The organism is Candidatus Defluviilinea gracilis, from assembly GCA_016716235.1.
Classification (GTDB): domain Bacteria; phylum Chloroflexota; class Anaerolineae; order Anaerolineales; family Villigracilaceae; genus Defluviilinea; species Defluviilinea gracilis.
In genome coordinates this window covers 318,682-344,594 of sequence record JADJWS010000007.1, presented here as the reverse complement: position 1 = coordinate 344,594, position 25,913 = coordinate 318,682, and the positions used below count along the sequence as shown (strand labels likewise).

Here is a 25,913-nt window from a genome sequence, read left to right as displayed (position 1 = left end):
CCAGAATTTTATGGCGGGAATCCTATCATCTTTCCAAAGTGATGCCCAATCTGGGAGGTTAATTCTATGAATCGTTTTTCCTGAAAAGTATTGCATTTCTGTTAGCGACGCCTTATAATTTTCGATGTAACTTGTGCTTGTGGGAAATTCACAGGTTTTGTAGTCGCTCTTCTGATCGGTTTTCAACGGAGCAGAATATGACAAAGATCACAAACAAATTGGAAATGATGATCTACGCGAATTTGGGTGGAGCAGAGCGTGTCTTTCATAAGGCAGGCAGGGAGGATAATAATTAATGAAGCATCTAATTATTTTTTCAGTCGGTCCTGTACAGGATTTTATTAACACTGCCCGTCGTAGCCGTGACTTGTGGTACGGTTCATGGATGTTAAGTGAATTATCAAAAGCCGCAGCGAAAAATATCGCGGACTCTGGCTTTCTTGATTGGCTTGTTTTTCCACATCCTGCTGACATCAGACTACTTGAACCGGCAAGTCAGTACAGTTCTCCGAATAAAGTTATTGCTGTTGTGGATAACCCTGAACGAATTGCTACAGGGGTTCGCACAGCAGTAGGTGCACGCCTTCAAGAATTGTGGGCGGATGCCAAGTCACACATTCATGGTCGTGCTTACAATGAGGGAGTGGCTAATCAGCAGGTTGACGACTTGCTTGAATTCTATTGGGTTAGCGTTCCATTCGAAGAATCCAATGCAGGCAACTATGCGGAAGCGCGCAACAAGGCGGAAATGTTTTTAGCAGCCCGAAAAACTATCCGCAATTTTCAACAACCGACATGGTCGGCAGGCACTCCTAAATCATCCTTAGATGGCGCGCGCGAGTCGGTTATTCCGAGAGCGGAATATGCGGAGAGAAACGATACAGAGGACGTTCGTACACAAAAAACCAAAAACTTATACACGCGCTATCGAGCGCGGCGCGGGGAGCAACTCTCAGGTGTGGATTTGCTCAAGCGGCTTGGCAGGCTTGACAGTACTCCGAACTTCAAGAGCACATCAGATATGGCGGCGTTGCCGTTTGTGGAAAAATTCAACCAGAAAAACGGGGAAGCTCAAACTTTGATCGAGGCTCTCCGCGCCAAATTGCCCGTTGATTCTGACACGTTGGATGGCGCAGAGGAAGGCTTGGTATTTGAAAGCCGGTTCGAGGATGCATTTCCGACTCAAAAACTAACACCTGAACAGCGGGCAGATTATCTAAACCTGTTAAAGAAATATGCAGGCAATGCCACGCCTACCGCCTACTACGCCTTGCTTGCCGCGGATGGTGATTTTATGGGCAAGATCATTGATGGGCAAACAAGGATGGAAACTCATCAAAATATTTCGCAATCACTGGCAAGGTTCGTGCAACATGCAAGAGAGATCGTTGGGCGCACTCAAGGTGTGCTGATTTATTCTGGTGGTGACGATGTGTTAGCGTACCTGCCTTTACCCTCGGTTTTAGATTGTGCTAATGAATTACAGTCCACTTTTGGAAGCTTGATGGAAGAGTATGCAATATCTGATGGAAAGGGCGGCACAATCAAGCCTTCCCTGTCTGTTGGGATCGTCATTGTCCATCATCTGGAACCGCTATCGAATGCTCTGCAACTCGTGCGGAAAGCGGAAAAAGATGCAAAAGTCGTGGAAGGCAAAAACGGACTGGCAATCATCCTGAGCAAGCGCAGTGGAGTTGACCGCTCCATCTCTGACAAGTTCAGTGTTCTTCATGCGCGCCTGACCGAGTTGATCACATACGCGCGCGACGGCGCGATCAGCGGCGGAACGGCGTACGAGTTGCATGAGTTACACCAAGTGTTATTCAATACAGAGATTCCACCTGACGCGAAAGCCAAAGAGGCGATTCGAATTGTTGAGCGGAAGCGCGAGTCGGGTAGTGATCAGCAAGTCAATGAGCAAGTCAAAGCAAGCTTTGCAGGTTGGATCCAAACCATCTCGCTTGATGAACTTGCCCGCGAAATGATTGTTGCCAAGGAACTAGCAGGGATAGAGGGGGAGGCGCAATGAGTGAATGGTTGGTAATCCCGCGTGACCCTTTGATTTTTCGAGATGGCAAGCCCTTCGTTGCAACGCCTGGCGAGCGGGCAGATTCTCTACCGTTCCCATTTCCATCTACGGTGATTGGGGCGGTGCGGACACGGGCAGGAACGGATGCTTCCAATGGCAAATTTGATGCAACCAAATTGAATAGATTGTTGGAAAACTCCATCCATGGACCGGTGCTGGTTGAATTAGATGCAAATGAAGCCATTGTGGAGAGATACTTCCCCGCCCCTGCGGACGCTTTGGTGGTTGAGACGAGTGATAAGGGCATCGTGCTACGATATGCTCTTGCGCCGATTCGAGTATCTACTAACTCAACCGATTTGGGAGTGTCGCACTTGGTTGGGCGTGATCCACAGATCAAAGATAAGCCGTATTACAAAACCCCACGCTTATGGACGTGGCCAACGATGAAAGAATGGTTACACAACGGGGTGGATGATGGACCGTTCGACGCGAAAACTTTAGGTATGGAGGAACTGCCGCGCGATCATCGCACACACGTCAGCATCCAACCGGATACACATGCTTCCCGAGAGGGCGCTTTGTTTCAAACCAGCGGCATGGAATTCACCACCGAGAACGCGTCTTCGCTTGCAATCGCATTGACTTCGGATGCTGGGTTACAAGCCGGCGTGGACTTTTTGGGCGGTGAGCGGCGGATTGTACAATGGTGGGCAACTTCAAATGTGTTCGCAGATGCCACCTGCCCTGAGGATATTGTGCAGAAGATCAGCGAAGACAAGAGTTGCCGACTAATCCTTGCGACCCCGGCGTATTTTGCCAACGGACATCTTCCGAGTTACCTGACCAGCCAATTTGGAGCAACCGTGGTGGCATCAGCGGTGCCGCGTTATCAGACTATCTCTGGGTGGGATTACTCGAAACCAAATGGTGGTGAGCCAAAGCCTACCCGCCGACTGGCGCCTGCCGGGAGTGTGTATTTTCTAGACCTGACTCAGGTAACGGATTTGCAGGATTTCATAAAACGCGTGTGGTTGAATAATATCAGTGATGATGTACAGGCGTGCCGCGATGGTTTTGGGCTGGCGTTGCTTGGCACGTGGAAGAATATGGAGGTGAACGGATGAGCAGGAAACTTCCAGAGAAGAACCCGCCGGTGGTGAACAAAGAAGTTCAAAAGCCCGGCTGGGTGATAGAGATTCGGAAATACAAGGTAATTACCCCCCTGTTTGGCGGCGGTGAGGAACCTCAACGACCGGATTCGCTGACCACGATCCGCGCGACCGAAGTGCGCGGGCATTTGCGCTTTTGGTGGCGTGCTACGCGCGGAGGCGGCTTCGACGGAAATCTGGCGGCTATGAAGAAGCGCGAGGAAGAGATTTGGGGTTCACCCGCTGAAGAGAATAAGCCGGGACCTTCCAAAGTGCACGTGAGGGTTGTCAGCGCGCATCGAGGCAAGGCAAGCGGCAATGATGTTGGGCAACCCGGCTCCGCATGGAGTTATGTGGCTTTTCCTTTACGCGAGGATGAGTTGCCGGTTTATGAAGATGCCTCTTTTGAGTTGGAAATCAAGTATAAGAATGTTGACAATATTAATGACGACGTTGAGGCGGCTTTGTGGGCATGGGAAACCTTTGGCGGTATCGGTGGACGCACACGGCGGGGGTTTGGAGCGTTGCAGTGTGAGGCAAAAAAAGACTCTGCCGATGGGTCGTGGCAGAAAATTGACCCCCCGGCAAGGAATCAGGTTGACAAAAACTTCTTCACAAAACATCTTTTGGCAGACGGTGTGTGGCACCCGGGCGTCCCTCATTTGACAACGAATTCTCGTATGAAATGGGTAACAAAGACAGACAATGCCAGCGAGGTTTGGGAGAGTCTTTTCACTGCATTAAAAGAGTTTCGACAAAAACGATACAAAGGCGAGTTTGGATTGAGTCAGTGGCCTGAAGCGAATGAAATCAGGCGATTGTTTAATAAGGAAATTAATACCCCTGAAAATATATCTGGCTACAAACATGTTGAAAACAGGTTTCCACGCGCCAAGTTTGGATTACCGATTCAATACAACATGCATCACGATGAAGATCTTCCGGAGGATATTAAACTCCAAGGTATTCTGATTGATGATAAAAAATCCATAGACCGTCTTGCAAGCCCGTTGATTCTGCGCCCGATTGCATGTTCCGATGGAGCTGTGGGACTTGCCGCTATTCTGGAATGGGAGACCGTTGAGTCGAGTGAAATGTACACGCCGCCAGGCGGATTGGTTTTGAGTGGCGTGCCGAATCATCCTTCTGTAGTAAGTGATGTGCTGGAGAGCGAAGTTGCATATATTCCGCCACTGGGCAGCCATACCGATGTCTTACAAGCCTTTCTCGACTCGTTGAAATAGGAGGAACCAAACATGGATGCGAAACTGTTAGTTGTTCAGGCGATCTCGCCATTACACGCAGGGACCGGGCAGGGCGTTGGAGTGATTGACTTACCCATCGCGCGCGAAAAAGCAACCGGTATTCCGTTCTTGCCGGGTTCGACGCTCAAGGGCGTGTTTCGGGACGCATGCACAGACTCTTCAATGCGGACAAAAGTTTTCGGACCAGACACCGGCAATGCAGAGTTGCACGCTGGGGCTGTGACCTTCAGTGATGCGCGGTTGTTGTTATTGCCCGTGCGCAGTTTGCATGGTGTATTCGCATGGGTGACATCGCCGCTGCTCTTACACCGATTGAAACGAGACGCCGCAAACACACCCGCGCCGCTTGCTTTCAACATCCCTGCGCCTGCGGATGGAGAGTGTTTTGTAAGTAATGACGGAGAAGGATTGAGTATGGAGATCGATAGAGACAAGAAGAAAAGTGCGGTGGTACTTGAAGACTTGGCGTTGAAATTTAAGCGGAAAGCAGAAGTGACAGCTTGGGCGGGCTGGTTTGGGCAAACGCTCTTCGTGCAAGATACGGATATGCAAAACGCATTGAAAGCACGGTTATGCATTGTTTCGGATAATGTGTTGAATTTTCTGTTGGAAACAGCGACGGAGATCACTGCCCGCATACAGATAGATGACGACAAAAAAACTGTCAAGGAACATATGTTATGGTACGAAGAAGCGTTGCCCACGGAAACCGTGATGGTCAGTTTGGTGGTCGCGGCGAACGTGGACAAAAGCAATGCCAGAACGGCGGATGTGTTCGCCGAGGTGAAGAGACTTTCTGATAACAAAACCCTGCAATTTGGCGGCAAGGCGACTGTGGGGCGCGGCTTGTGTAACGCCACATTGTTGGGGTAGGAGGCAGTAATGAGGACTCTCGAACAGGAAGTGGCAGAGAAGGTGTACAGGAAAGTATCGCTTTTTGGGGAGAACCAGCCGCAAGGGAGCGCGAAGCGGAATCAATATGGGGCGATGGCGCATTCCCTGCCGATCCTCATCCGCACGGCAGGGTTGGCGGAGGCGTTGGCGTTCGTCCAAAGCCGCGGCAAGGAAGGAAGTACCGCGCTTCTTGAGGATCTAGGGCAGGTAGTTCTCGATAAGAGCGCAGACGATTTTGCCGTACAAAGCCGCGATGTGGAGTTGCAGGAATACATGTACCTCACCCACCGCTCGTTGCAGGCGTTGAAATGGTTCAAGCGTTTTGCGCAAACAATTCTGGACGTTCCTGCCACACAAGATGACGGAGGCGCGCGATGATACAGTTTCGCCGTGACAGTTTGACGAAGATCGCCCAGCCGCCTGCAGAGGCACACGCCGGGCTGTGGTTGGATAAGTTTTTCCCGGGCGACGATGCGCAAACCGCCAAAGCCGAGCATGTGAAGCAAGTGACCAAGGTTTCCATTCCGGAGGCATATACAACTTTCTTTCGACGTTGGAACCAAACGCTGACTAGCTTGGGCGCGGATTGCCGCCCGTTTCGAACGGAGGGCAGGTTGGCGGTGAATTTGGGCGCGGAGGGTGTGCTCGAAACTTCGATCGCTTTACACCGCACGTATGGAATGCCATATATTCCGGGGAGCGCGTTGAAAGGGTTGGCGGCGCATTTTGTGACTGAGTATTTCAAGGACGACCCGGTTTGGGATGTGGAAACGCGCCGTTACCTGTTCGGTGATACGACCAGCGCGGGGTACGTTACTTTTTATGACGCGTTGTATATGCCGGGTACCGGCAAAGGACTTGTGCCGGATATAATCACGGTTCACCACCCAGAGTATTATCAGGGCGCCAAGCCGATATATTCGCAAACGCTGGAACTGGCTCCGCCCGCCGATTGGGACAGCCCAACGCCCATTCCATTCATCACAGTCAATGGAACGTTTCTGCTCGCGCTTTCAGGACCGAGCGATTGGGTAAAGGCGGCGTTCGAGGTTTTGGAACTGGCGCTGGTGCGCGAGGGCGTGGGCGCGAAGACTTCGAGTGGATATGGCAGGATGGAAGAGGCTGAGATAAAAATCGAATATAAGACTTTCAAGGACGCGAGCGAAATACACATTGGCGATTACTTTCGCGGCGCAGTTTCCGAGGTGGAGGCAAAAGGTATTAACCTCTCGATTCCCGAGTTGAACCCGGATGATGCGCAAGCCTATGTGGCAGTGGATCACCCGGGGCGGTATCAAGAGGGCGCTGTGGTTCGATGTAAAGTGGTTGATATTCAGACGATCGGCACGTATTTACGCGTGATTTGTGAACTAGCCAAAGCCAAATGACCTCCTACCTCGCCAACGCCTTCTCGCTCAATATGCTGAGCGTTGGCGCAGAGGGGATGCGCGTGGACATTCAACTTGTTCTCCCAGCCGAGATACCAGCCGAGACTGTCAGTATCATTGGTCATGCGGATATGGCGGCAATCGTATCGAGCGTGCTTAAACGTCCGGTGGAGGTTAATCGAGAATCGGTGCTGTTGCAGAAGGATGATGTTTTATTCGTGGCTCAGTATCACGGCCCGCGCCTGCCCGCCGGGGCAACCACCTTGTCCGCAGGTGGAAGGATTGAGTTTTACCGCATTACCTGTCATACAAAATAGATTTCCGTTATGAATACGAAGGAGAGTTTCGAATGGATTGGTTGAATATGAGCAGTATTGCTGATTACGTCGGGATTCTCGCCGCGCTCATCGGAGTTTGGACGTGGATGAATACCCGCCGCATCCGCGAGGATGAACAACGCGAACAAAATCGTCTGAACGAGAAAGTGAAACTTATTTTGAAATCAAAAGACGACAAGGAGTTCATTCGCTTGCCAGGCGAAATGCGGCGGGAAGAAGTTACCCGCGCGGAGGTGCTTGGCTGGGTGGGTATGTTGCCGATGGTGGAAGAAAAGAAAGGCAAGCGATTTGATATCGCCTATACAAACTCAGCCGAATTCCTGAGCCAGTTGAGTGAGGTTCAAACCGGTAACGGAGACGTTACTTTCGAAATCGAATGCACACCGGAAGAATTCCGCCAATTTGCCGTGAAGATAACAAAAACAAAAAAGAAAAAAGGTTCCGCATGATAAAGCAAGTTCTCGGCGCCATGATATTACTTCATCGCCTCACCCCAACGAACATGAGGCTACTCGACCAGCGGCTCCTCGCAATGACAGAATAATATGCTCCTCTCCTCCGTCATTCACTTGAAAGCGTTGGAAAGCGGTTCCATTCCTCAATACATGGGGGCGGCGATACGGTCGGAATTTCTCACGTGGATGGGGATCTCGGATGCGGAAGAACCGCATTCCGCCGATGAACCGCGCGAAGAAACAGAAATGCACGGGGGGAATCAGTTGCGCCCGTATACGGTATCCGATTTGCAGGGGGTGTCCAACGCCCAAAAGGGATTCAATCGAATCGAAGCCGGGCAACGCGCGTGGTTTCGCGTGACCACCTTGAATGAAGAACAATCGCAGAAATTCCAGAATGCTGTTCTGCCAACTGTCGTAGATCGGGTTTTCCAGTTAGACAGGGTCAAGTTTCAGGTCACAAACGCGGCGGAGGCGGGAAAACACCCCGGCGCGCGAGCAACGTCGTATCAGGCGTTGGTGGATAAATACCTCAAATCAGACTCTCCGGTATCAGACACACTGAACATCGAATTCAAATCGCTGACCACATTCCACGCTGGGGATTTTTATTTACCCCTGCCCGTTCCAAAATTGATCCTGAGATCGTGGCTCATGCGCTGGAATCGCTTTTCCTCTGCGATCTTGCCCTTCGAGGCAAGGGATATTCGGGAGGCAAACTTTGCCTTGAGCCAACATGATATTCAAACCGATACCGTCGAATACCGGGGTATCTCATGGATCGGCTTCAAGGGGAAATGCGCGTTTCGTATTTTCGCAAGAGAGGCATACTGGGCGCGCTTGTGCAACCTTCTGGCGGAGTTTTCGTTCTATTGCGGCACTGGTCATAAGACCACATATGGATTGGGACAGACATGGCGCGCCTAATGTCATTGCGAGGCGGCGCTCTTCCGCCGTGGCAATCTGCTGTGATGAGGAGATTGCTTCGGTCGCCGCGCTCCCTCGCAACGACATATAAAACATGAAATGGATCGAACGCATCCTCGAGACTGAAAACCTGCGGCGCGCCTGGGAGGAGGTGCGGGCAAAGAAGGGCGCGGCAGGTATAGATCGCGTGAGCATTAAACGCTGGGAGCGGAATTTCGAGGAAAGACTCGATACGCTTGCCGCGGAAGCGCGCGCCAACACATACCGCGCTCGCAAACTGAAACAGTTCCACATCCCGAAGAAAGACGGGACGCTTCGCACCATTTCCATCCTCACCGTGACCGACCGTGTTTTACAGCGGGCTGTCTTACGCCTCGTGGACGATGTGTTCGACCGCGAGTTTATGGATTGCAGTTTCGGCTACCGCCCCGGACGCGGCGTGCGTGATGCGGTCCCGGCGATCCTCGCGCACCGCGAGGCGGGCAGGCAATGGGTGTTGGACGCGGATATTGACAATTGCTTCCCCAGCCTGAAACATTTTTTGATCTTGCGGCATTTTCAGCAGAAGGTGGACGACTCAATGGTTTCAGGTCTGATCAAGCAGTGGATGGCGCAGGGACAATCTGTGCCCGGTGTGGGAATTTCGCTTGGCGCGGTGATCTCGCCCCTGCTGTGCAATATTGTATTGCACCAATTGGATACGAGGCTGATGGAGGCGGGGTATGCGCCCGTGCGGTATGCCGATGATTTTTGCGTGTTTTGCAAGACGAAAGCGCAGGCAGAAAAAGCCATGAAGCGCACGGCGTTCATCTTGAAAAAACTGCATCTCATTCTCGAGCCGAACAAGACCCGCATCAGTCACTTCGACGAGGGGTTCGATTTTCTCGGCGTGCATTTCGAGCGCGATACGTATAGTTTCGAGGCGGCGGAGAAACGGATCGAAGTGAAAGGAGCGTTCGACGCTGAATTGTTCCATGATTATGCCGCGCCGCAGGGGTATGGCTAATGTCATTGCGAGCCGCCGCTCTTGTTCTTTGGCGGCGTGGCAATCTGCTTGCTTGTTCAAGGAGATTGCTTCACTTTGTTCACAATGACAGACGAGCGAGGAGACTGCTTCGCTAGCGCTTCGCAGTGACATAAAATGCCCACTCTCTACGTGACCGAGCCCGGCGCTCGGATCGAAAAAGAGTACAAACGCATCCTCGTGATGAGCAGGGATGAGGAGGTGTTGTTCAGCGCGCCGCTGGCGCATGTGACCGACGTGGTGATTGTGGGCAGTGTGGGCATCACTACTCAAGCGATGGTTTCATTGCTGGGCGCAGGCGTTTCGTTCTCGATCATCAGCCGTGCGGGGAAACTGCTCGGCAGGCTCATGCCGCCCAGCGAGGGAAATATCTTCTTACGACATACACAATATCGCCGGTCGGAGGCGGCGGCGTTTTGTTTTGACATTGCGCGCGCCATCGTGTTGGGGAAATTGAAGAACGAGCGGGTGTTGGCGCGCCGGCTGGGGAGGGCAGACCCAGCCGTCCCGTTGAGGGGAATCGAGCGCATTACGAGTTGCATCAAGCAAGCCGAGAACGAATCCGATCTGGATCGTTTACGCGGACAGGAGGGCATCGGCGCGAAAGCCTATTTCGAAATCTTCCGCGCCGCGCTCAACGAAGATTGGAGTTTTCCGAAACGCACGCGCCGCCCGCCTGCCGACCCTGCCAACGCGTTGTTGAGTTTGGGTTACAGCCTGCTCACACAAAATATGATGACCGCGCTCGAGATCGTGGGGCTCGACCCCTACGACGGTTTTTTTCACGCCGACGTGTACGGACGCCCCGCGCTGGCGTTGGATCTGGTGGAGGAGTTCCGAAGCGTGATCGTGGATTCGACGGTGCTGACCGTGATCAACAAACGCATCCTTTCGCCCGATGATTTTGAACCGGCCGAGGCAGGCGGAGTGAGCCTGAAACAACACGCCTTGAAGAAATTTCTCGCGCAATATAACGCGCGCTTGCAAACTTCGGTCGTTCATCCGCTGGCGGGGCGCGCCATTACGTATCAGAAATGCTTTGAGGTGCAAGTGCGCCAACTGCGCCATGTGATCGAAGGGAAAGAGAAAGCCTATGTGCCGTTTTTAACGAGGTAAAAACCTGACAGGTTTCCGCGATCCATCCTCAACGCGAATCCGTGTCCGCGCATAGGTTGTGGTAAACACGAGTCGCGCTTAAAACCTGTCAGGTTTCATTTTGAAAGGTGTATAATGCCAACACAATTCATTCTCATTGTCTACGATATCTCGAACGACAAACGCAGGACAAAATTGCACAATGTATTGCTCGATTACGGCACGCCCGTGCAGTACTCGGTCTTCGAGTGCCATCTCGACGCGAAGAACCTTTCCAAAATGAAGCAGGCGATTACCCGTGTGATCCGTAAGCGTAAAGATAACGTGCGGTATTACTACTTGTGCGCCGATTGTGAAAAACGGATCGAATCCTCCCGCCCTCATGAGGTTTCCAAATCGTTGCCGCAGGAAACGATGGTGGTGTGAGCGCCGAAAAAACGAGCGCCAAGGGGGGCGCAATGGGCTTTGGCGATGCTCGGAAAGTGCGCCTAACCAATGGCAACCTGTGGCGCAATCGGTTACACATTTGAAGCCACTTGTCAGCCCTGACCCGCAAGAACCGAGCATCCATGCTTACCGAAACGCACTATGCGATGCTCGGAAATGAGATATACAGCCAAAACGGTGTTTTTCTTGAAGAAGATTGATCTTAACCTTAATCTTTTTGAAGGCAGAAAACAGAATTGAAAGTTGGGCAAGAGTAAGAAATAAAAAATCCCTCAATGAGGGACTGAAACAGTCGGCTATAACAACCGCCTGCTCAGCTTTTGCTTGCGGCACTTTGTAAGAAATAAAAAATCCCTCAATGAGGGACTGAAACCTGTGGCACAAGCGGACAAGACCATTCCGAAAACAATCAGAATGGTAAGAAATAAAAAATCCCTCAATGAGGGACTGAAACCCGATGGCTGCCATGATGCGGCGAAGCAATGGGCTGCGTAAGAAATAAAAAATCCCTCAATGAGGGACTGAAACTATGCAAGAAATCCAGAACCATCGTTGCGCCAAGCGCCAAGTAAGAAATAAAAAATCCCTCAATGAGGACTGAAACCGTGGATCGTGGGCTTGCGCCAGTTACCGCTGAGCCGTAAGAAATAAAAAATCCCTCAATGAGGGACTGAAACTTGATCCCAAACGGCTTGAACGGTTCCTTCACTTTCAAAGTAAGAAATAAAAAATCCCTCAATGAGGGACTGAAACTTACTACCCTGGGATAGTCCTCTATGCATTCTGCACGATGTAAGAAATAAAAAATCCCTCAATGAGGGACTGAAACGTCCATGATGAAACCGTGTGGAGCGATTCACCCTCGTAAGAAATAAAAAATCCCTCAATGAGGGACTGAAACCTCGGCAACATCGGGGTCCGCTTGGGCAACGATCTCGGGTAAGAAATAAAAAATCCCTCAATGAGGGACTGAAACGCCGCCAGCGAGGCGATACATCATGTACCCTCCAAGCGCTCCAAGTAAGAAATAAAAAATCCCTCAATGAGGGACTGAAACGGCGATCAGAGCGGGAAGCGCGTTCTTGAACGCAAGTAAGAAATAAAAAATCCCTCAATGAGGGACTGAAACAGATCACTGACACGGGCATTGACGCCATCCTGAATCAGGTTGTAAGAAATAAAAAATCCCTCAATGAGGGACTGAAACCGGTTAAGGCAAGCCGGGTAGGGTCATTCGGGTTGGGTAAGAAATAAAAAATCCCTCAATGAGGGACTGAAACGCATCGTGACATAGGTGTTGTTGTTGTCGGGCTCATGTAAGAAATAAAAAATCCCTCAATGAGGGACTGAAACCACTGTCGACGCCGACCCACAGGCCATCTGCCACTTTGGTAAGAAATAAAAAATCCCTCAATGAGGGACTGAAACAATCTGAGTAGCATCCTCAACTGTCTCAACGTACGGTTGTGTAAGAAATAAAAAATCCCTCAATGAGGGACTGAAACATGCACCAGCGCTTGTCCAAGTGCACAAGGCACTCGCCGTCGGTAAGAAATAAAAAATCCCTCAATGAGGGACTGAAACATTTTCGGGCTTAGCGAAGTATTCCTCAAGGTGTGTGGTAAGAAATAAAAAATCCCTCAATGAGGGACTGAAACTCAGCTCCTGGGACTTCGGGCGGTGCATTCGCAACAAGTAAGAAATAAAAAATCCCTCAATGAGGGACTGAAACGTTCCAACCCTGCCTTGGTTGTCCCAAAGATTGCCCAGGTAAGAAATAAAAAATCCCTCAATGAGGGACTGAAACGTAACGGTTGAAATATCGACGGTAGGCATAGCAGTTGTAAGAAATAAAAAATCCCTCAATGAGGGACTGAAACACTTCCTCGCTTTCGCTTCCTGTGCCGATTGTTACGAATTCGCCAGTAAGAAATAAAAAATCCCTCAATGAGGGACTGAAACTGATCGATTTTTTTTCTTTCAATTTACACGTACAGGTAAGAAATAAAAAATCCCTCAATGAGGGACTGAAACCAAAGCGAAGACGATCAAAAGAACCAGATTGCGAAAGTAAGAAATAAAAAATCCCTCAATGAGGGACTGAAACACGGTTGCATCCGAATATGTGTTAGCGATGAATTCCGCGTAAGAAATAAAAAATCCCTCACTGAGGGACTGAAACATCATTAGGGACGAGTTCACTGTCCCATATCATTTTCATCGTAAGAAATAAAAAATCCCTCACTGAGGGACTGAAACTGACCTGATAGCCGCTGGCAGTCAACATGATCGGCGCGTAAGAAATAAAAAATCCCTCACTGAGGGACTGAAACTTGTTGCGGTGTTTGGAAGTACGAATCTGGTAACTCGTAAGAAATAAAAAATCCCTCACTGAGGGACTGAAACGTCCACATCCACACAAGCTTATAACACTTAACCAAATGAAAAGTAAGAAATAAAAAATCCCTCACTGAGGGACTGAAACCAGGTTCGTCTTCATAAATGATGATAGTCGGATTTCCGACGTAAGAAATAAAAAATCCCTCACTGAGGGACTGAAACGCGTCCACCGAGTAGATAACACCCATTGGGTGCGCCTAGTAAGAAATAAAAAATCCCTCACTGAGGGACTGAAACTTATATGAGATGACAATGGGAGAGATATACTGCAGTACGTAAGAAATAAAAAATCCCTCACTGAGGGACTGAAACGCAGTCTGCACGCCATAACAGTAACTAAAAGGGCGCACAAGTAAGAAATAAAAAATCCCTCACTGAGGGACTGAAACAAATGAAACCGGCGATCGCGCTGGATTGAAACTCCTCGCGTGTAAGAAATAAAAAATCCCTCACTGAGGGACTGAAACCCGCACAAACAAACCGATATCACTATCAAAACGATCAAAAGTAAGAAATAAAAAGTCCCTCACTGAGGGACTGAAACGTTGCGCTCCGCAACGTCAGCCAGTGTCAGTGTATAGTAAGAAATAAAAAATCCCTCACTGAGGGACTGAAACTCGCCATAGTATTCAGGCTTCAACTCGATGGTGAACGGTAAGAAATAAAAAATCCCTCACTGAGGGACTGAAACGCCAAAAAGCGTGGCAATCCCGGCAAGGATACAGCTGTAAGAAATAAAAAATCCCTCAATGAGGGACTGAAACAAAAAAAGGTGACAGTCACCTTGAAGGTGACTGTCACCTGCTGCGCAATAAAAACGTCCCGAAGGTTTCAAACCCTCGGGACGTTTTGCTGATTACGGCTCCCACTGATAATTGATCAACGCGAACAACATCGGCTTGCCTTGCACGTATTCGACTCCCACGGTCCAGGCGCGCCAGTCCATGCCTCCGTATTGATCGGAGCCGGGCTTGCGTACCGTGTAGAAATTGACGTTGGCATATTCGGAGGGCCACGGCTCCAGCGAGAAGGTCGCGAGGTCGAGCGTGTCGTTGCAGTGCAGCGTGTAATTCGCGCTGAACACTTCTTGCAACTTCGGCAGGATGTGTTCGGAGAAGGTCCCGTTCGTATCCATGCCGCTTCCGGGCGCGGGTCCCCACTTCACCACGTAATCCGATTGGAAAACCCACGCGGCTTCTGCGGGAGAATAATTCGCCACCGTTCCCCAACGCCACAAGCGCAGGTCAAGTCCATGCTCGGGGCTGACGAGCGAACCCAGCAACTCGCCGTTCGAGTTCAACACAGCCGTTCGCAAATTGTTCAACAGGTCAGACACGCGCGAGTCGGAACAGAACGCGGACGAAGTCACTTGCTCGGTGAGGAATTTCGCGTTCACCCAGCCGACTCCGCCCGATGGATTCTGGATCTCCACCCAGCGGTCGCCTCCCGCGCTGGTTGCGGGTCCCGTGCGGTTCACACCGACGGTGTTGGGCGCGAGCGAGCCGACAATGGGCTGTCCGATCCCTGCGGCAGAGCGGATGTTCAGCACATCGTTCTTGCCGACAAGGATGACGGCGTACGGGTTGAAGATTCCCGTCACGGGCGGCAAGGATGTGGACATCGCAACTGAGGGCAAATTCGTGCTCGTCGGCACGAATTGCGTCGCTTGAGTTGGCTGTGACGTCGCTGTTTCGGCGGAGATGATCGGCGTGAACGTCGGCGCAACAAAAGGTGTCGGCGTATCAAACGGCGGCAGGGGTGTGTTCGTCGGCACAGGCGACTGGGACGCGCACGCGGCGACAGTTAAAAGTATGATGCAGAATAACAATATTTTTTTCGATGTGTTCTTCATGGGATTCTCATCGTCTTTAGTTTAACTCATTCCCCCGCTGAATTGTTCCCCGTCAACGGCGCCATGATTTGCCAAACAAATAGAACGGCGCTTGAGTTTGTATGAAATGCCAGACACGAACGCAGTATAATAAGCATGCACGCGAAACCCAAAATGAGGAGATTCAAATGGCTTACACATTGGATACCAAAGTCGGTGACATCTTGAAAGACACGGGGGCGGTGAAAGTCCTGGAGAAGTACGCTCCGGGCGTTTCCAAAAATCCCATGATCGGGCTGGCAAAGGGCATGACCCTCAAAACCCTGATCGCCATGCCGCAAGCCAAAGAGGCGGGCATCACCGAAGACATGGTAAAGAAAGTTCTGGCAGAGATCAACGCGCTGAAGAAATAACACACGCGTAACAAAAAATGGCAAGCCCAAAAGGTTTGCCATTTTTCATTGGATTGCCCCTAATTCAAAACGATGTCATTGCCCAACTCATCCGCGTTGTCTCACCGCCTCATATAAAATCAACGCCGTCGAAACCGACACGTTCAACGAATTCACTTTTCCCATCATCGGGATTTTCACTTTCACGTCCGCGTTCGTCATCCAAAAATCGGATAGCCCCTCATCCTCTGTCCCCACCGCGATGGCGACGGGCTGACTCAAATCTACATTGGAATAAATTTCATCGGCAGACGGAGTCGCCGCGACGATACGCATCTTTCCGCCTTTCAGCCACTTCAACGCCTCAGCATTCTCGCAAGCGACAACTGGCACGCTGAACACCGCGCCTCGACTCGCCCGCACCACGTTGGGATTCCACACATCCACGCGCGCGTCACAGACGAGAAGCGCATCCACGCCTGCCGCGTCGGCTGTCCTCAAGATCGCGCCGAGGTTGCCCGGCTTCTCGATGGACTCAGCCACGATGATGAGCGGCGTTTTGCTTAACTTCAAATCGTCAAGCGATGTTTGAGGGATCGGAAAGATTCCCATCCAGCCATCAGGGTTTTCACGATACGAAATCTTCTCGAAGACCGCGCGGGAGAGGGTCAAATGCTCACGGGCGGAGAAGGTCAACGAGCGCGAGACAAGTTCAGGGGCGGAGAGAACCGTCTGCGGGGTGTGTCCAGCCGCGAGGGCGAGTTGAATCTCGTCGAATCCCTCCACCAGCATCAAGCCGTCTTCGTTGCGAGTCTTTTTATCCTCGCGCAGTTTGACGATGTGTTTGATCCGAGAATTTTGGAGACTGGTAATGTCCGTCATTGTTCAAGCAACAAGCACGCGGCTCGATGCGTTTCGCTTAGTTCGATCAACTGCGGGTCTTTCTCTTTACAAATATCAATCGCAACGGGACAGCGCGGATGAAAGCGGCAACCCGTCGGCAAGTTGATCGGGTTCGGCGTTTCACCTTGAAGGATCACCCGCTCCCGCCGCAAACGCGGATTTGGAACAGGCGCGACAGAGATCAACGCCTTGGTGTATGGGTGCTGTGGATTCTGCAAGACCTCGCGCGCGGGTCCAATTTCTACCATGCGACCTAGATACATCACTGCGATTCGATCTGCGAAATAAGCGACCGTGCTGAGGTCGTGCGTGATGAATACAATGCTGATGCCGCGCTTCTGGCGCAGGTCGCGCAGTAGATTCAATATCTCGGCGCGGATGGAAACGTCGAGCATCGAGACGGGTTCGTCCGCGATCAACAACTCCGGTTGCAACACCATCGCGCTGGCGATCACCACGCGCTGGCGTTGTCCGCCCGAAAGTTCGTGCGGATAACGCGTGAAATAATCTTCGGCGGGACGCAACCCCGCATCCTCCAACGCTGATTTGACCGCCGCGACCCGTTCCTGCCGGTCTTTGATGAGTCCATGAACGACCAAAGGCTCGGCGACAATTTCAAAGATCGTCGCGCGCGGGTTCAATGATTCATATGGGTCTTGGAAGATCATCTGGGCGCGTTTGCGCAGTTGCTTCAAGCCGATATGCGGTTGTTGCGAATGCGTGTTGACAGACTTGCCGTCGAATACGATCTCGCCTTTGGTGAGCGTTTCCAATCCGATCAACGTCCGCGCAATGGTTGTCTTGCCGCATCCCGATTCTCCCACCACAGCCAGCACTTCACCGCGCGCGAGCGAAAATGAAACATCGTCCACCGCCTTGACGTTTAAATGTGGACGGCGTCTCAGTGAGTCAAGGATTTCCTGATGCACCGGGAAATATTTGAACAGTCCGCGCACTTCGAGCATGGGAGTCTGCGTCGTCATAGGTCAGCCTCCGCGCCATCGCGCAAAATGCACGAGACGTAATGCTTGGGAGAAACTTCGAGCAATGGAGGATTGATCTGCGAACATTTCTCGATCTTCAAATGACAGCGCGGCTCGAAGCGGCAACCCGGCGGGAGATTCGTCAAGCGCGGCGGCGTACCGGGGATGGACGCCAACGTATCGCCCGGCTTGGTCACATCGGGGAACGCCTCGAGGAGTTTTTGTGTATAGGGATGCTGCGCCTCGTTGTAGATATGATCCGCCGTTCCGTATTCGGCAACTTTGCCGCCATACATCACCACGACCGAGTCGCACACTTCCGCAACGACTCCCAGATCGTGCGTCACCAACACGATCGCAAGCCCAAGCGACTTTTGAATTTCTTTCAAGAGTTGCAGCACCTGCGCCTGGATCATCACATCCAATGCGGTGGTCGGCTCGTCGGCAAATAGCAGGTCGGGCGCGCACGCCAATGCCATGGCGATCATCGCGCGTTGCCGCATCCCGCCCGAGTATTGATGCGGATATTGATCGCGGCGAGTCGGCGCAATGCCGACCATCTCCAACAAATCTCTCACTCGTTTTTCCGCCGCGTCTTCATCCATCAAGTTATGCAACATGATCGCTTCATGGATCTGGTCGCCCACCTTCATCACCGGGTTGAGCGCGTTCATCGCTCCCTGAAACACGATCGCCATGCTCTTCCAGCGATAGTCGCGCATCTCGCGTTCGGATAACGACAGCAAATTCGTGTCGTTGAACATCACCTTGCCTGCGGTGATCTTTCCGCCAGCGGGTAACAGCCGCATCAGCGACATGAGCGTGGTCGTCTTCCCCGAACCCGATTCGCCGACCAGCCCGATCGTTTGCCCGGGCATCACATCAAATGAAACGTCTTCCAACGCGCGCGCGATCTTGCCTTCCGGTGTGACGAACTCCGTCGTCAGTCCGCGCACGCTGAGCAGTGGTTTCCCGTTGTTCATCCTTTAGACTCCACATCCGCGATTGCAATCATGCCTGCCTCGCCTTCAAGATGATGCGCCGCCAAACGCGGGTTCAACATTTCCTCGAGGACATTTCCGAGCAGGATGCACCCCAAACTCACCCACAAGATGGCGATGCCGGGCGGGAGATAAAACCACCACGCGCCATTGGATATCGCGCTTCGGTCGAACGCAAAGTTCAACATCGTTCCCCACGACGGTTGAGTTGGGTCGCCCAACCCGAGAAACGCCAAGCCTGATTCGATCAAGATCGCGGTGGACAGGATCAACACGGTGTTCGCCACGATCAACGGCATCAACTGCGGCAAAATATGTTTGCGGATGATGTGCCAATGTCCCGCGCCGATCGCTCTTGCCCGCGCTACGAATTGCCGCTCTTTGATAGTCAGCGTTTGCGAACGGATCAAGCGCGCGGTGCTTGTCCAATAGAGCAGACCGATCACGACGATCAACACTGCCAACGGGGAAATTTTCAGCTCCATTTGGCGGATGGTTGCCACCAGCACAAGCATGAGAGGCAGGTCGGGTATCACCAGAAGCACGTCGGTGATTCGCATGATGAGGCTGTCTATGGCGCCGCCGAAGTATCCCGCCGCAATTCCCAACGCGCTGCCCACGAACATTGCAATGAAGCCAGCCATGAATCCTACGACCAGCGAAATGCGCGAGCCGAACACAAGCTGCGACCAAACATCATGCCCCGCGTCGTCTGTGCCGAGAACGCCATGAACGGAAGGAGGAGCAAACGTCAGCGCGCGGTTATTCGCATCGCGGATGATCTCGCTAGAGTCGTACGAGGTCAACGCAGGAGCGAAGATGGCTATGAACGCCGCGGTCGCCACCAAAAAAGCGCCGACCAATCCCAGTTTGTTTCGGCGGAACGTTTTCCAAAATTCCGCGAGGTTGCGCAAGAGGAGATTCCAATTTTCGCCCATGTCAATTCGCTTTCACGCGCGGGTCTAAGTAAGTGTACAAAATATCGGCAAGCATGTTGGCGACGATCACGCTGACCGCAAGCAAGAGAAACGCTCCTTGCAAAAGCGGGTAATCCTGTTTGACGAGCGCGGTTTGCACAAGGTTGCCTAAGCCGTCGTAGGAAAAAACTGTTTCGATGTAAATTGCGCCGGAAACAGTGAAGCCAAGGTTCAACGCAATGATCGTCACCATGGGAAGCATCGCGTTCTTCAATCCATGCTTGGTGAGGACTTGAAAGTGACTCATCCCTTTCGCGCGCGCGGTGAGGATGTAATCTTCGCTTAGCACTTCCAAAATGGACGAACGCATGATGAGCATGTATTCCCCCAAGTAAAGAATTGTAAATGTCAGCGTGGGCAATATCAGGTGACGGGCTAGGTCGGGAATGACGGTGTGCAGAGGCTTGCCGACATTTTCGGGGCTGACGATGCCGCCTGTGGGAAGGCCGAGCCATGTGCTGCCCGCCACCAGCAGAATAATTCCCAGCCAAAATGTCGGCGTCGCCCACGCGATCAACGAGAACGTGAGCGCGCCGACATCGAATGGCGTCTTGCGTTTCCATCCCGCAAGCAGTCCCAACACTGCGCCCAGGATGATCGAAAGCAATTGTCCCAAACCGATCAGCAACAGGGTATTCCAAAGTTTGGAAATCAAAATCTCGCTGACCGGCTTTCTCTGCGACCATGAGACTCCCAAGTTGCCCTGCGCCCATTGACCGAGCGTATCTACGAATTGGTCGGGGAAGACCGGCTTATCCAAGCCGAATTGTTCGCGCAGCGATTGCTGAACTTCGGCCGAAATGCGAACGTTCCGCCCGATCACTGCGCGGATGGGGTCGCCCGGCAGAACGCGAAACAGGATGAAATCGAGGAGAAGAACGAATAGCAATGTCAGCAGGGCAATGCCAAACTTGCCGAGTAAATAATCGCGGCGCGCCATCTTGTTAACTCTTTCTTTGCCGCAGAGCGCGCAGAGAACTCTGAGAAAAAACTTTTAGAAATCTCCCTGAACTCGATGTTCTCTGCGGCTGAGGCTCTTTCTCATGCGTGTAAAATGCGCTCTCTTTTATACAACGTCCCGAAGGTTGGTGTGGCACAACAAAGTTTTTCAAGGAAACCTTCGGGACGTTTTGATGTTACTGAACAGGTTTTGCCTGGGCAAGCGAGGCATCGTCGTCGAGTCCCAGAGGCGATTCGATAAAGTTGGTGAATCGGTCGGAGCGATAGGCTTGAAGATAGTTGCTGTAATAGAGGACGATGTACGGGCGGTCGTTGTAGACCATGTCTTGCATCTTGTAGATGATCTCCTGCCGCTCTTCTTTGTTGACCGCGGTTTGTTGATCGAGATAGAGCTGGTCGTACTCGGGGTTGTGATACCCGGCGTCGCTCCAGCCGCCAATGACGAACTGGTCGGTTAACATGATGCTCAAGATGAAATCGGGATCGGGGTCCGCGCCCCAACCCCAGATCACAAGATCGTAGTCGCCAACCCCGGTGGTCGCGGCGATCAGCGTGTCCGAGTTGACGCCTTCGGGAGTTGCCTTAATTCCGATCTGGCTATACCAATCAGCCAGCAGGTCGGCAATGCGCGGATAGTTTGAAGAGTCCACATCGAATTGCAAGCGGAACTCAAGCCGCACGCCGTCTTTTTCACGGACGCCGTCAGCGCCTTTGACATACCCGGCATCCTCAAGGATTTGGTTGGCTTTCTCGATGCTGAATTCCGGTGTTTTGATATTCGGGTTGTGCCAGAAGCCGCCGCCTAACGTGGGCGGAACGATCGTGTCGCCTGGCGTGCCTTGACCCTGCAAAACAATATCAATGATATCCTGCCGGTTCATCGCGGTTTCCAGCGCAAGGCGCACAGCGGGGTCTTTCAACGCTGGGTTGCCTGTCGGCGCGGGATCGTTATCTTCGGAAACGTCATTGATGATCAATTCATCGAAACTGCGTCCATCGAATGCGACCGCGGTGACGCCATCGAATCCTTTGACGGTTTCGAACGCGCTGGCGGGCACGTCGGAGAGCAGGTCAATATCGCCAACCTTGAGCGCTTGAATCATCGCGTCGGCCGAATCGAACTTTTGATAGATCACCTGATCAATGAACGGCGCGCCGTCCACAAAATCTGGGTTTGCGTCAAGGATTACCACCCCGGTGTCTTTATCGAATGTGGTGAGTTTGAATCGACCTGTGCCAATCGGCTTATCGTTGGTGAAGTTTTGCAAATCTTCCGGCGTCGTGAACGATTCAAAATCAGGCGGATACACGGCATACAAGAAAGACAGTCTGTACTCCATGTTCGCGATTGGATATTCTGTGACGATCTGAACTGTCTTGTCATCAGGCGCGGTGACTTCGCTGAATCCGCCCACGTAGCCTGAAAGCGCCGCCCAGCCGTCGGGGTCCGCCATGATTGCGTTGATCGCCCATGCTATCTGGTCGGCAGTGAGCGCCTCGCCGTTATGCCATTTCAATCCGTCTTTCAGTGTGAACGTCCACGTCAAGCCGTCTTCCGACGCGCTCCATTCTTTCGCTAGCGCGCCAACGTATTCCCCCGAAGAATCTTCAGTCACCAATGGCGAATAGACCAGATCGAAAATAGCGTATGCCTCGGTGAGAAACGCATAGGCTGGGTTAAGCGTGTCAGGTTCGCCGAGCCACCCGATCTTCAACACCGACGGCGCGTCATTGGTTGTAGGCGCATCTGTCGCCGCTTGCGTCGCAGGCGCTCCCCCTCCACATGCGGATAAGATCAACGCCAACAGGGTTATGGCAACAAAAAAGGTATGTCTGGTTTTCATCATTCACTCCTCTAGTTTAATGAGAACCGCATCGCAAGCCTGTAGAGCCGCGATGCGGGGTAAACCATTGTTATACTTGGTGAAACGCGCGTACTGAGTTTTCGGTCGAGTACATTGAGAATTATTCTACTGTATATTCCGATTTGAGGAAAGATAATCAACTGGACAAATGACAGCGTGAGTTCATTGCGCAGGCGTTCAAAGAATCTTGGTGAGGTTTTTCGTTTGTTCATATCGTTTCACTTGCTTGCATCAAACGAGCACAGAAATTTGATGCTGTTTTGTCTAGGAGCATCCATCATAGAAGACTCTCTCGGATAAAAGTATGGGGACGCAGAAAAACCCTGATGAACGCTGACTCAAGAAAAAATCGGCGTTTTCTGCGATTATCAGCGTCCAAATACGTGACGTGTTCCTCTAATGGCTACTCGCGCTCTGAAGAGTCTCGACCTTGAGTTGCACGATGCTGATTGTTTTGGAGTTATGTGGTCGTTTGTGCAGTCGGCGTTTACGCCAACAGGGACGTTAGAGAACGCCCCCTACCCTATAATTTGTTTCGAACGATCACTTGTTTGAAGGGATAAAAGGGTAGAAAAATAAAGTGATGTATTTGGCTACGCGCAAATTATAAGGAGACACATAAATGACTTCTTTCTTTCGATACGATGAAATGGCTTGGGATAAAGTAGCCGAGTTGCCGCGCGACACTCCGCTCGTTCTGCCGCTCGGTTCAGGCTTCGACTGGAACCTGGTCGCAAGCCAGCTAGGGAGTCCAACACGTGCGGGCCTTCTGCCGCCGTTCCCATTCGGCTGGCGCGGAAGTGGACTCGAATTGCCCGATAAGATTTTCGCGCAATACGTTTTCAACTTGTTGGACAGTCTGCGCGACGACGGATTTTCGCGCGTGTATTGTCTCGCGCCATCGGGCATTGATCCGCAATCAACATTTATTTTGCAAAATTCATCCTCGGTTCTTCGCCTCCCCTCCCCTACTCTTTTCACGGCGTCAACGTTCTTACCGCCCGATTCAGAGCGCGGAAAAGTGATATTGATCCCCATTGGTCACACCGAGCAACATGGATTCCATCTTCCCCTCTCGGTTGACACCATCATCATTGATTCAATCGCAAAAGGCACTGCGTCTAAATTGCCTACGCGCTGTTGGGCAATGCCAGTGATGCCGTACGGAGTCAGCACACACCGTTCATCTTTTGCGGCGACAATGAACGCAGGCGGTCGCGCGTTTGAAGATTTTTGGGTCGCAGTGATTGACTTACTCGCCTCGCGCGGATTTGATCGCTTCTATCTAATGAGCGGACATGGAGGCAATACATCGTTTTTAGTCAACGTTGTGAAGTATGCGGGTGAACGTCATCGCAGAATCTTTTGCGCAACTTCCTTCCTTCATACATCAGGCAGAATTGGATCAGAAGTGATTCCGAAATATCGCACATCGAAGATCGGCGGGATGGGTCACGCGGGCGAACTTGAAACTTCGTACATGCTTCATTTGCGCCCAGACCTTTGCAACATGGATCGAGTTGTAGATGAAACCGATTTCGTCGCCACACCTGATTACTACATGGATTGGATCGAAGGCGGCGCGCTGGTTGCGAATCCACCGTGGGATGATGACACGAGGACAGGCGCGTACGGCGCGGGGAGTCATGCCACTGCGGAGAAAGGTAAGTTATGGTTCGAAGCCGCCATTGAAGAGAAAGCGGATCACGTGGAGCAGATCCATGAACAGCATGAGAGGCGCGAGACGAGGCGGAATGAGGGGTATGGGCTTTGGGGAAAGGGGAAGTAATTGGTAATTGGTAATTGGTAATTGGTAAGTGGTAAGTGGTAATTGGTAATTTGATGGTCGAGACTCGGGCAGTCGAGAGCAGAGATTAGGGTTCGTAAAAATATAAATTCCCTGTTGCGGGTGCAGTTGCACTACATCCCGCTCGCAGTGCAACTGCAAGCGAACAAACATACGGGAAGTTATTAATTTACCGACCCTTAGAGATTGGAGACTGGAGATTGGGGTCGTTGAGAGGCGGAGAATTGGAGAATTTTGTGCCGCGAACTTTTGAGGGATCGCGGCACAGTTTTATTTTATGGTGGACTTTTGTTTTTCCCACAAACGACGATCTTCTTTTTTCTCGGCGTCGAGATATAACGGATGGACTTCTTTTACAACTTGATGCCCGTGCGAGGTCCATAAATCGGCGGCGAGTTTTCTGGTGTCACATTCCACGCCTTGCGTTTTGAAATATTGACACACGCGAGTCACGTCGCGCAAGAAGATCGTCCATGCGGAGGGATTCGCTTCGGCGAACGTCACTTGCGGGAAATCTATCAGCGTGATGTCGCCGTCCCAGTAGAGGATGTTGTAGGCGGACAAGTCGCCGTGGATCCGCTCGAGGGTTAGAAGCAGGTCCAAATTGCGAATGACGCGGTCAAACAATTCGCGCGCTTCATCACGCTCGAGAGTCACCGTGTTGAGAGTCGGCGCGGCATTGCCAACATCCCCAATGTATTCCATCAGGATCGCATTCTTCTCCATGCTCACAGGCTTCGGCACATCTGCGCCCGCGGCGTGAAGCATCTCGAGCGTGCTGAACTCGTACGCGATCCACGATGTGTGACGCACTTCTTCGCCGTATGCCGTGCGTTTGATGATGGCGTTGATGTCTGCCTCTTTGACCAATCGCTTGCCGTCTTTGCCGAGGTCGGTGCGACCCGTGCGATAGATTTGATCGTTCTTGAGGTTGCGCAACGAGCGCGGACGATACACCTTCGCCGCGAGGAGAGACGGTTCGGACTCAGTGGATGCTTGACACAGATATACGGACGCCTCTTTGCCGCCCTTGAGCCGACGCAGGACATCGCTGATGAGTTTGTGTTCGTAAAACGGACCGATGGAATCGAGAAGCCACCACTCTTCAAATCGCGCGGCTTTGTAGGTGAACTTGTATGTGCCAGCCGAGTCGTCTTGCTGTGACTTGAATGCATGATCCGACTCCGATTCTTTCTTCGGGTTGCGAAGCGGATATTTTTGTTTGCGTCCGTTTTTTGTTTCATTGTCGAGTCGGTCGTCATCGTCCAACTCGTCGAAAATTTGTATGTAGTGTTTTGTGTCCATTTTGTTTACAGATGAAATTGAAAAGGTGGATACGTTTTCCTGCGGTCGCCCTCTTGGTATGTCACCCTGAGCGCTAGCGAAGGGTCTCAATGATTATCACGGAGATTCTTCGCCGCAAAGAGCAAGAGCGCGGCTCAGAATGACATGTCTATAATGGGTTAAAACAAAAACCGCAGGTGAATGCGCCTGCGGTTACATGCAACATAAAACGACTGAAGTCGTTACTACGATTTGCCGACAGGAGGCGCGTTCAAAACTTGGGTTGTGGATAATACGCTGGCTTTCATGGCAACATGCCTCCTTTCAGGGTTGGTTAAGATGTTCGGAGTTTATCACTGGGGAAATTTTGCGTCAAGGAAAAATCGGTGGTCGAGAAGAGCCGAACGGAGTGAGGCTCGTATCGAAACCACCACATCGTAAAGCAAATCTTGTTACAAAAGTTCGTACGCGAACCTGTGGTTTCGATACGTCCCGCG

The 25,913-nt window shown here is 51.7% G+C and carries 22 protein-coding genes and 1 CRISPR repeat array; of the genes, 14 read left to right on the top strand and 8 right to left on the bottom strand.

The annotated features are described in order from the left end of the window. Positions 1-295 precede the first annotated feature (295 nt). The 12 genes from cas10 (at position 296) to cas2 (ending at position 10,992) form a co-directional block, all read left to right on the top strand. Positions 296-2,029, top strand: a complete 1,734-nt coding sequence (cas10, locus tag IPM31_19585) for a type III-B CRISPR-associated protein Cas10/Cmr2 (GenBank protein ID MBK9009175.1) — start codon at positions 296-298, stop codon at positions 2,027-2,029. Then, positions 2,026-3,156 carry a type III-B CRISPR module-associated protein Cmr3 gene (gene cmr3, locus IPM31_19580; GenBank protein MBK9009174.1) on the top strand — a complete coding sequence of 377 codons (1,131 nt, stop codon included), beginning with the start codon at positions 2,026-2,028 and terminating at the stop codon, positions 3,154-3,156. Before cas10 ends, cmr3 begins: the two co-directional genes overlap by 4 nt. Then, complete coding sequence (cmr1, locus tag IPM31_19575) at positions 3,153-4,424, top strand: type III-B CRISPR module RAMP protein Cmr1 (protein MBK9009173.1); 1,272 nt, start codon at positions 3,153-3,155, stop codon at positions 4,422-4,424. The genes cmr3 and cmr1 overlap by 4 nt, the downstream gene beginning before the upstream one ends. A 12-nt stretch (positions 4,425-4,436) precedes the next feature. Next, positions 4,437-5,318, top strand: a complete 882-nt coding sequence (gene cmr4, locus IPM31_19570) for a type III-B CRISPR module RAMP protein Cmr4 (GenBank protein MBK9009172.1) — start codon at positions 4,437-4,439, stop codon at positions 5,316-5,318. A 9-nt stretch (positions 5,319-5,327) separates the two neighbouring features. Further along, positions 5,328-5,717, top strand: a complete 390-nt coding sequence (locus IPM31_19565) for a type III-B CRISPR module-associated protein Cmr5 (GenBank protein MBK9009171.1) — start codon at positions 5,328-5,330, stop codon at positions 5,715-5,717. Then, positions 5,714-6,727, top strand: coding sequence for a type III-B CRISPR module RAMP protein Cmr6 (gene cmr6, locus IPM31_19560; protein MBK9009170.1), 1,014 nt, complete (start codon positions 5,714-5,716; stop codon positions 6,725-6,727). The genes IPM31_19565 and cmr6 overlap by 4 nt, the downstream gene beginning before the upstream one ends. After that, positions 6,724-7,044: a DUF1874 domain-containing protein gene (locus tag IPM31_19555; protein MBK9009169.1), complete on the top strand. Its 321-nt coding sequence runs from the start codon at positions 6,724-6,726 to the stop codon at positions 7,042-7,044. Before cmr6 ends, IPM31_19555 begins: the two co-directional genes overlap by 4 nt. Positions 7,045-7,151: 107 nt before the next feature. After that, positions 7,152-7,514: a hypothetical protein gene (locus tag IPM31_19550; protein MBK9009168.1), complete on the top strand. Its 363-nt coding sequence runs from the start codon at positions 7,152-7,154 to the stop codon at positions 7,512-7,514. A gap of 96 nt (positions 7,515-7,610) precedes the next feature. Continuing rightward, positions 7,611-8,447 (top strand): CRISPR system precrRNA processing endoribonuclease RAMP protein Cas6, encoded by an 837-nt coding sequence (gene cas6 / locus IPM31_19545; GenBank protein MBK9009167.1) that lies wholly within the window; start codon positions 7,611-7,613, stop codon positions 8,445-8,447. 94 nt (positions 8,448-8,541) lie between these two features. After that, complete coding sequence (locus IPM31_19540; protein MBK9009166.1) at positions 8,542-9,453, top strand: hypothetical protein; 912 nt, start codon at positions 8,542-8,544, stop codon at positions 9,451-9,453. Between the two features lie 135 nt (positions 9,454-9,588). Further along, complete coding sequence (gene cas1 / locus IPM31_19535; protein ID MBK9009165.1) at positions 9,589-10,587, top strand: CRISPR-associated endonuclease Cas1; 999 nt, start codon at positions 9,589-9,591, stop codon at positions 10,585-10,587. Positions 10,588-10,701: 114 nt separating this feature from the next. Further along, positions 10,702-10,992, top strand: coding sequence for a CRISPR-associated endonuclease Cas2 (gene cas2 / locus IPM31_19530; GenBank protein MBK9009164.1), 291 nt, complete (start codon positions 10,702-10,704; stop codon positions 10,990-10,992). 274 nt (positions 10,993-11,266) lie between these two features. Beyond that, positions 11,267-14,177: direct repeats of the CRISPR family, unit length 22 nt; unit sequence GTAAGAAATAAAAAATCCCTCA. Between the two features lie 92 nt (positions 14,178-14,269). On the opposite strand, the gene IPM31_19525 is transcribed toward cas2, so the two are convergent. Further along, on the bottom strand, positions 14,270-15,265 hold the full coding sequence (locus tag IPM31_19525) for an SH3 domain-containing protein (protein MBK9009163.1): 996 nt from the start codon (positions 15,263-15,265) through the stop codon (positions 14,270-14,272). A gap of 167 nt (positions 15,266-15,432) precedes the next feature. On the opposite strand from IPM31_19525, the gene IPM31_19520 reads away from it, so the two are divergent. Then, positions 15,433-15,657, top strand: coding sequence for a hypothetical protein (locus IPM31_19520; protein MBK9009162.1), 225 nt, complete (start codon positions 15,433-15,435; stop codon positions 15,655-15,657). A gap of 87 nt (positions 15,658-15,744) precedes the next feature. Here the strand turns inward: IPM31_19520 and IPM31_19515 are convergent, their stop codons facing one another. The 6 genes from IPM31_19515 to IPM31_19490 all read right to left on the bottom strand — a co-directional run bounded on the left by IPM31_19515 (position 15,745) and on the right by IPM31_19490 (position 22,304). Continuing rightward, positions 15,745-16,518 carry an RNA methyltransferase gene (locus tag IPM31_19515; protein ID MBK9009161.1) on the bottom strand — a complete coding sequence of 258 codons (774 nt, stop codon included), beginning with the start codon at positions 16,516-16,518 and terminating at the stop codon, positions 15,745-15,747. Further along, positions 16,515-17,522 carry an ATP-binding cassette domain-containing protein gene (locus tag IPM31_19510; protein ID MBK9009160.1) on the bottom strand — a complete coding sequence of 336 codons (1,008 nt, stop codon included), beginning with the start codon at positions 17,520-17,522 and terminating at the stop codon, positions 16,515-16,517. The genes IPM31_19515 and IPM31_19510 overlap by 4 nt, the downstream gene beginning before the upstream one ends. Beyond that, positions 17,519-18,505, bottom strand: a complete 987-nt coding sequence (locus IPM31_19505; GenBank protein MBK9009159.1) for an ABC transporter ATP-binding protein — start codon at positions 18,503-18,505, stop codon at positions 17,519-17,521. The genes IPM31_19510 and IPM31_19505 overlap by 4 nt, the downstream gene beginning before the upstream one ends. Further along, positions 18,502-19,461 carry an ABC transporter permease gene (locus tag IPM31_19500; protein MBK9009158.1) on the bottom strand — a complete coding sequence of 320 codons (960 nt, stop codon included), beginning with the start codon at positions 19,459-19,461 and terminating at the stop codon, positions 18,502-18,504. The genes IPM31_19505 and IPM31_19500 overlap by 4 nt, the downstream gene beginning before the upstream one ends. Position 19,462: 1 nt before the next feature. Next, positions 19,463-20,440, bottom strand: a complete 978-nt coding sequence (locus IPM31_19495; protein ID MBK9009157.1) for an ABC transporter permease — start codon at positions 20,438-20,440, stop codon at positions 19,463-19,465. A 196-nt stretch (positions 20,441-20,636) separates the two neighbouring features. Further along, positions 20,637-22,304 carry an ABC transporter substrate-binding protein gene (locus IPM31_19490; protein MBK9009156.1) on the bottom strand — a complete coding sequence of 556 codons (1,668 nt, stop codon included), beginning with the start codon at positions 22,302-22,304 and terminating at the stop codon, positions 20,637-20,639. A 643-nt stretch (positions 22,305-22,947) separates the two neighbouring features. Here IPM31_19490 and IPM31_19485 point away from each other — a divergent pair. Further along, positions 22,948-24,114 carry a creatininase family protein gene (locus IPM31_19485; GenBank protein ID MBK9009155.1) on the top strand — a complete coding sequence of 389 codons (1,167 nt, stop codon included), beginning with the start codon at positions 22,948-22,950 and terminating at the stop codon, positions 24,112-24,114. A 288-nt stretch (positions 24,115-24,402) separates the two neighbouring features. On the opposite strand, the gene IPM31_19480 is transcribed toward IPM31_19485, so the two are convergent. Continuing rightward, a complete protein-coding gene (locus tag IPM31_19480) occupies positions 24,403-25,437 on the bottom strand; it encodes a hypothetical protein (GenBank protein MBK9009154.1) in 1,035 nt (344 codons plus the stop codon). Positions 25,438-25,913: the final 476 nt, after the last annotated feature.

Coding starts and splice junctions, on each gene's coding strand:
- cas10 (MBK9009175.1), top strand. CDS start 296: ATGAAGCATCTAATTATTTTTTCAGTCGGTCCTGTACAGGATTTTATT.
- cmr3 (MBK9009174.1), top strand. CDS start 2,026: ATGAGTGAATGGTTGGTAATCCCGCGTGACCCTTTGATTTTTCGAGAT.
- cmr1 (MBK9009173.1), top strand. CDS start 3,153: ATGAGCAGGAAACTTCCAGAGAAGAACCCGCCGGTGGTGAACAAAGAA.
- cmr4 (MBK9009172.1), top strand. CDS start 4,437: ATGGATGCGAAACTGTTAGTTGTTCAGGCGATCTCGCCATTACACGCA.
- IPM31_19565 (MBK9009171.1), top strand. CDS start 5,328: ATGAGGACTCTCGAACAGGAAGTGGCAGAGAAGGTGTACAGGAAAGTA.
- cmr6 (MBK9009170.1), top strand. CDS start 5,714: ATGATACAGTTTCGCCGTGACAGTTTGACGAAGATCGCCCAGCCGCCT.
- IPM31_19555 (MBK9009169.1), top strand. CDS start 6,724: ATGACCTCCTACCTCGCCAACGCCTTCTCGCTCAATATGCTGAGCGTT.
- IPM31_19550 (MBK9009168.1), top strand. CDS start 7,152: ATGAATACCCGCCGCATCCGCGAGGATGAACAACGCGAACAAAATCGT.
- cas6 (MBK9009167.1), top strand. CDS start 7,611: ATGCTCCTCTCCTCCGTCATTCACTTGAAAGCGTTGGAAAGCGGTTCC.
- IPM31_19540 (MBK9009166.1), top strand. CDS start 8,542: ATGAAATGGATCGAACGCATCCTCGAGACTGAAAACCTGCGGCGCGCC.
- cas1 (MBK9009165.1), top strand. CDS start 9,589: ATGCCCACTCTCTACGTGACCGAGCCCGGCGCTCGGATCGAAAAAGAG.
- cas2 (MBK9009164.1), top strand. CDS start 10,702: ATGCCAACACAATTCATTCTCATTGTCTACGATATCTCGAACGACAAA.
- IPM31_19525 (MBK9009163.1), bottom strand. CDS start 15,265: ATGAAGAACACATCGAAAAAAATATTGTTATTCTGCATCATACTTTTA.
- IPM31_19520 (MBK9009162.1), top strand. CDS start 15,433: ATGGCTTACACATTGGATACCAAAGTCGGTGACATCTTGAAAGACACG.
- IPM31_19515 (MBK9009161.1), bottom strand. CDS start 16,518: ATGACGGACATTACCAGTCTCCAAAATTCTCGGATCAAACACATCGTC.
- IPM31_19510 (MBK9009160.1), bottom strand. CDS start 17,522: ATGACGACGCAGACTCCCATGCTCGAAGTGCGCGGACTGTTCAAATAT.
- IPM31_19505 (MBK9009159.1), bottom strand. CDS start 18,505: ATGAACAACGGGAAACCACTGCTCAGCGTGCGCGGACTGACGACGGAG.
- IPM31_19500 (MBK9009158.1), bottom strand. CDS start 19,461: ATGGGCGAAAATTGGAATCTCCTCTTGCGCAACCTCGCGGAATTTTGG.
- IPM31_19495 (MBK9009157.1), bottom strand. CDS start 20,440: ATGGCGCGCCGCGATTATTTACTCGGCAAGTTTGGCATTGCCCTGCTG.
- IPM31_19490 (MBK9009156.1), bottom strand. CDS start 22,304: ATGAAAACCAGACATACCTTTTTTGTTGCCATAACCCTGTTGGCGTTG.
- IPM31_19485 (MBK9009155.1), top strand. CDS start 22,948: ATGACTTCTTTCTTTCGATACGATGAAATGGCTTGGGATAAAGTAGCC.
- IPM31_19480 (MBK9009154.1), bottom strand. CDS start 25,437: ATGGACACAAAACACTACATACAAATTTTCGACGAGTTGGACGATGAC.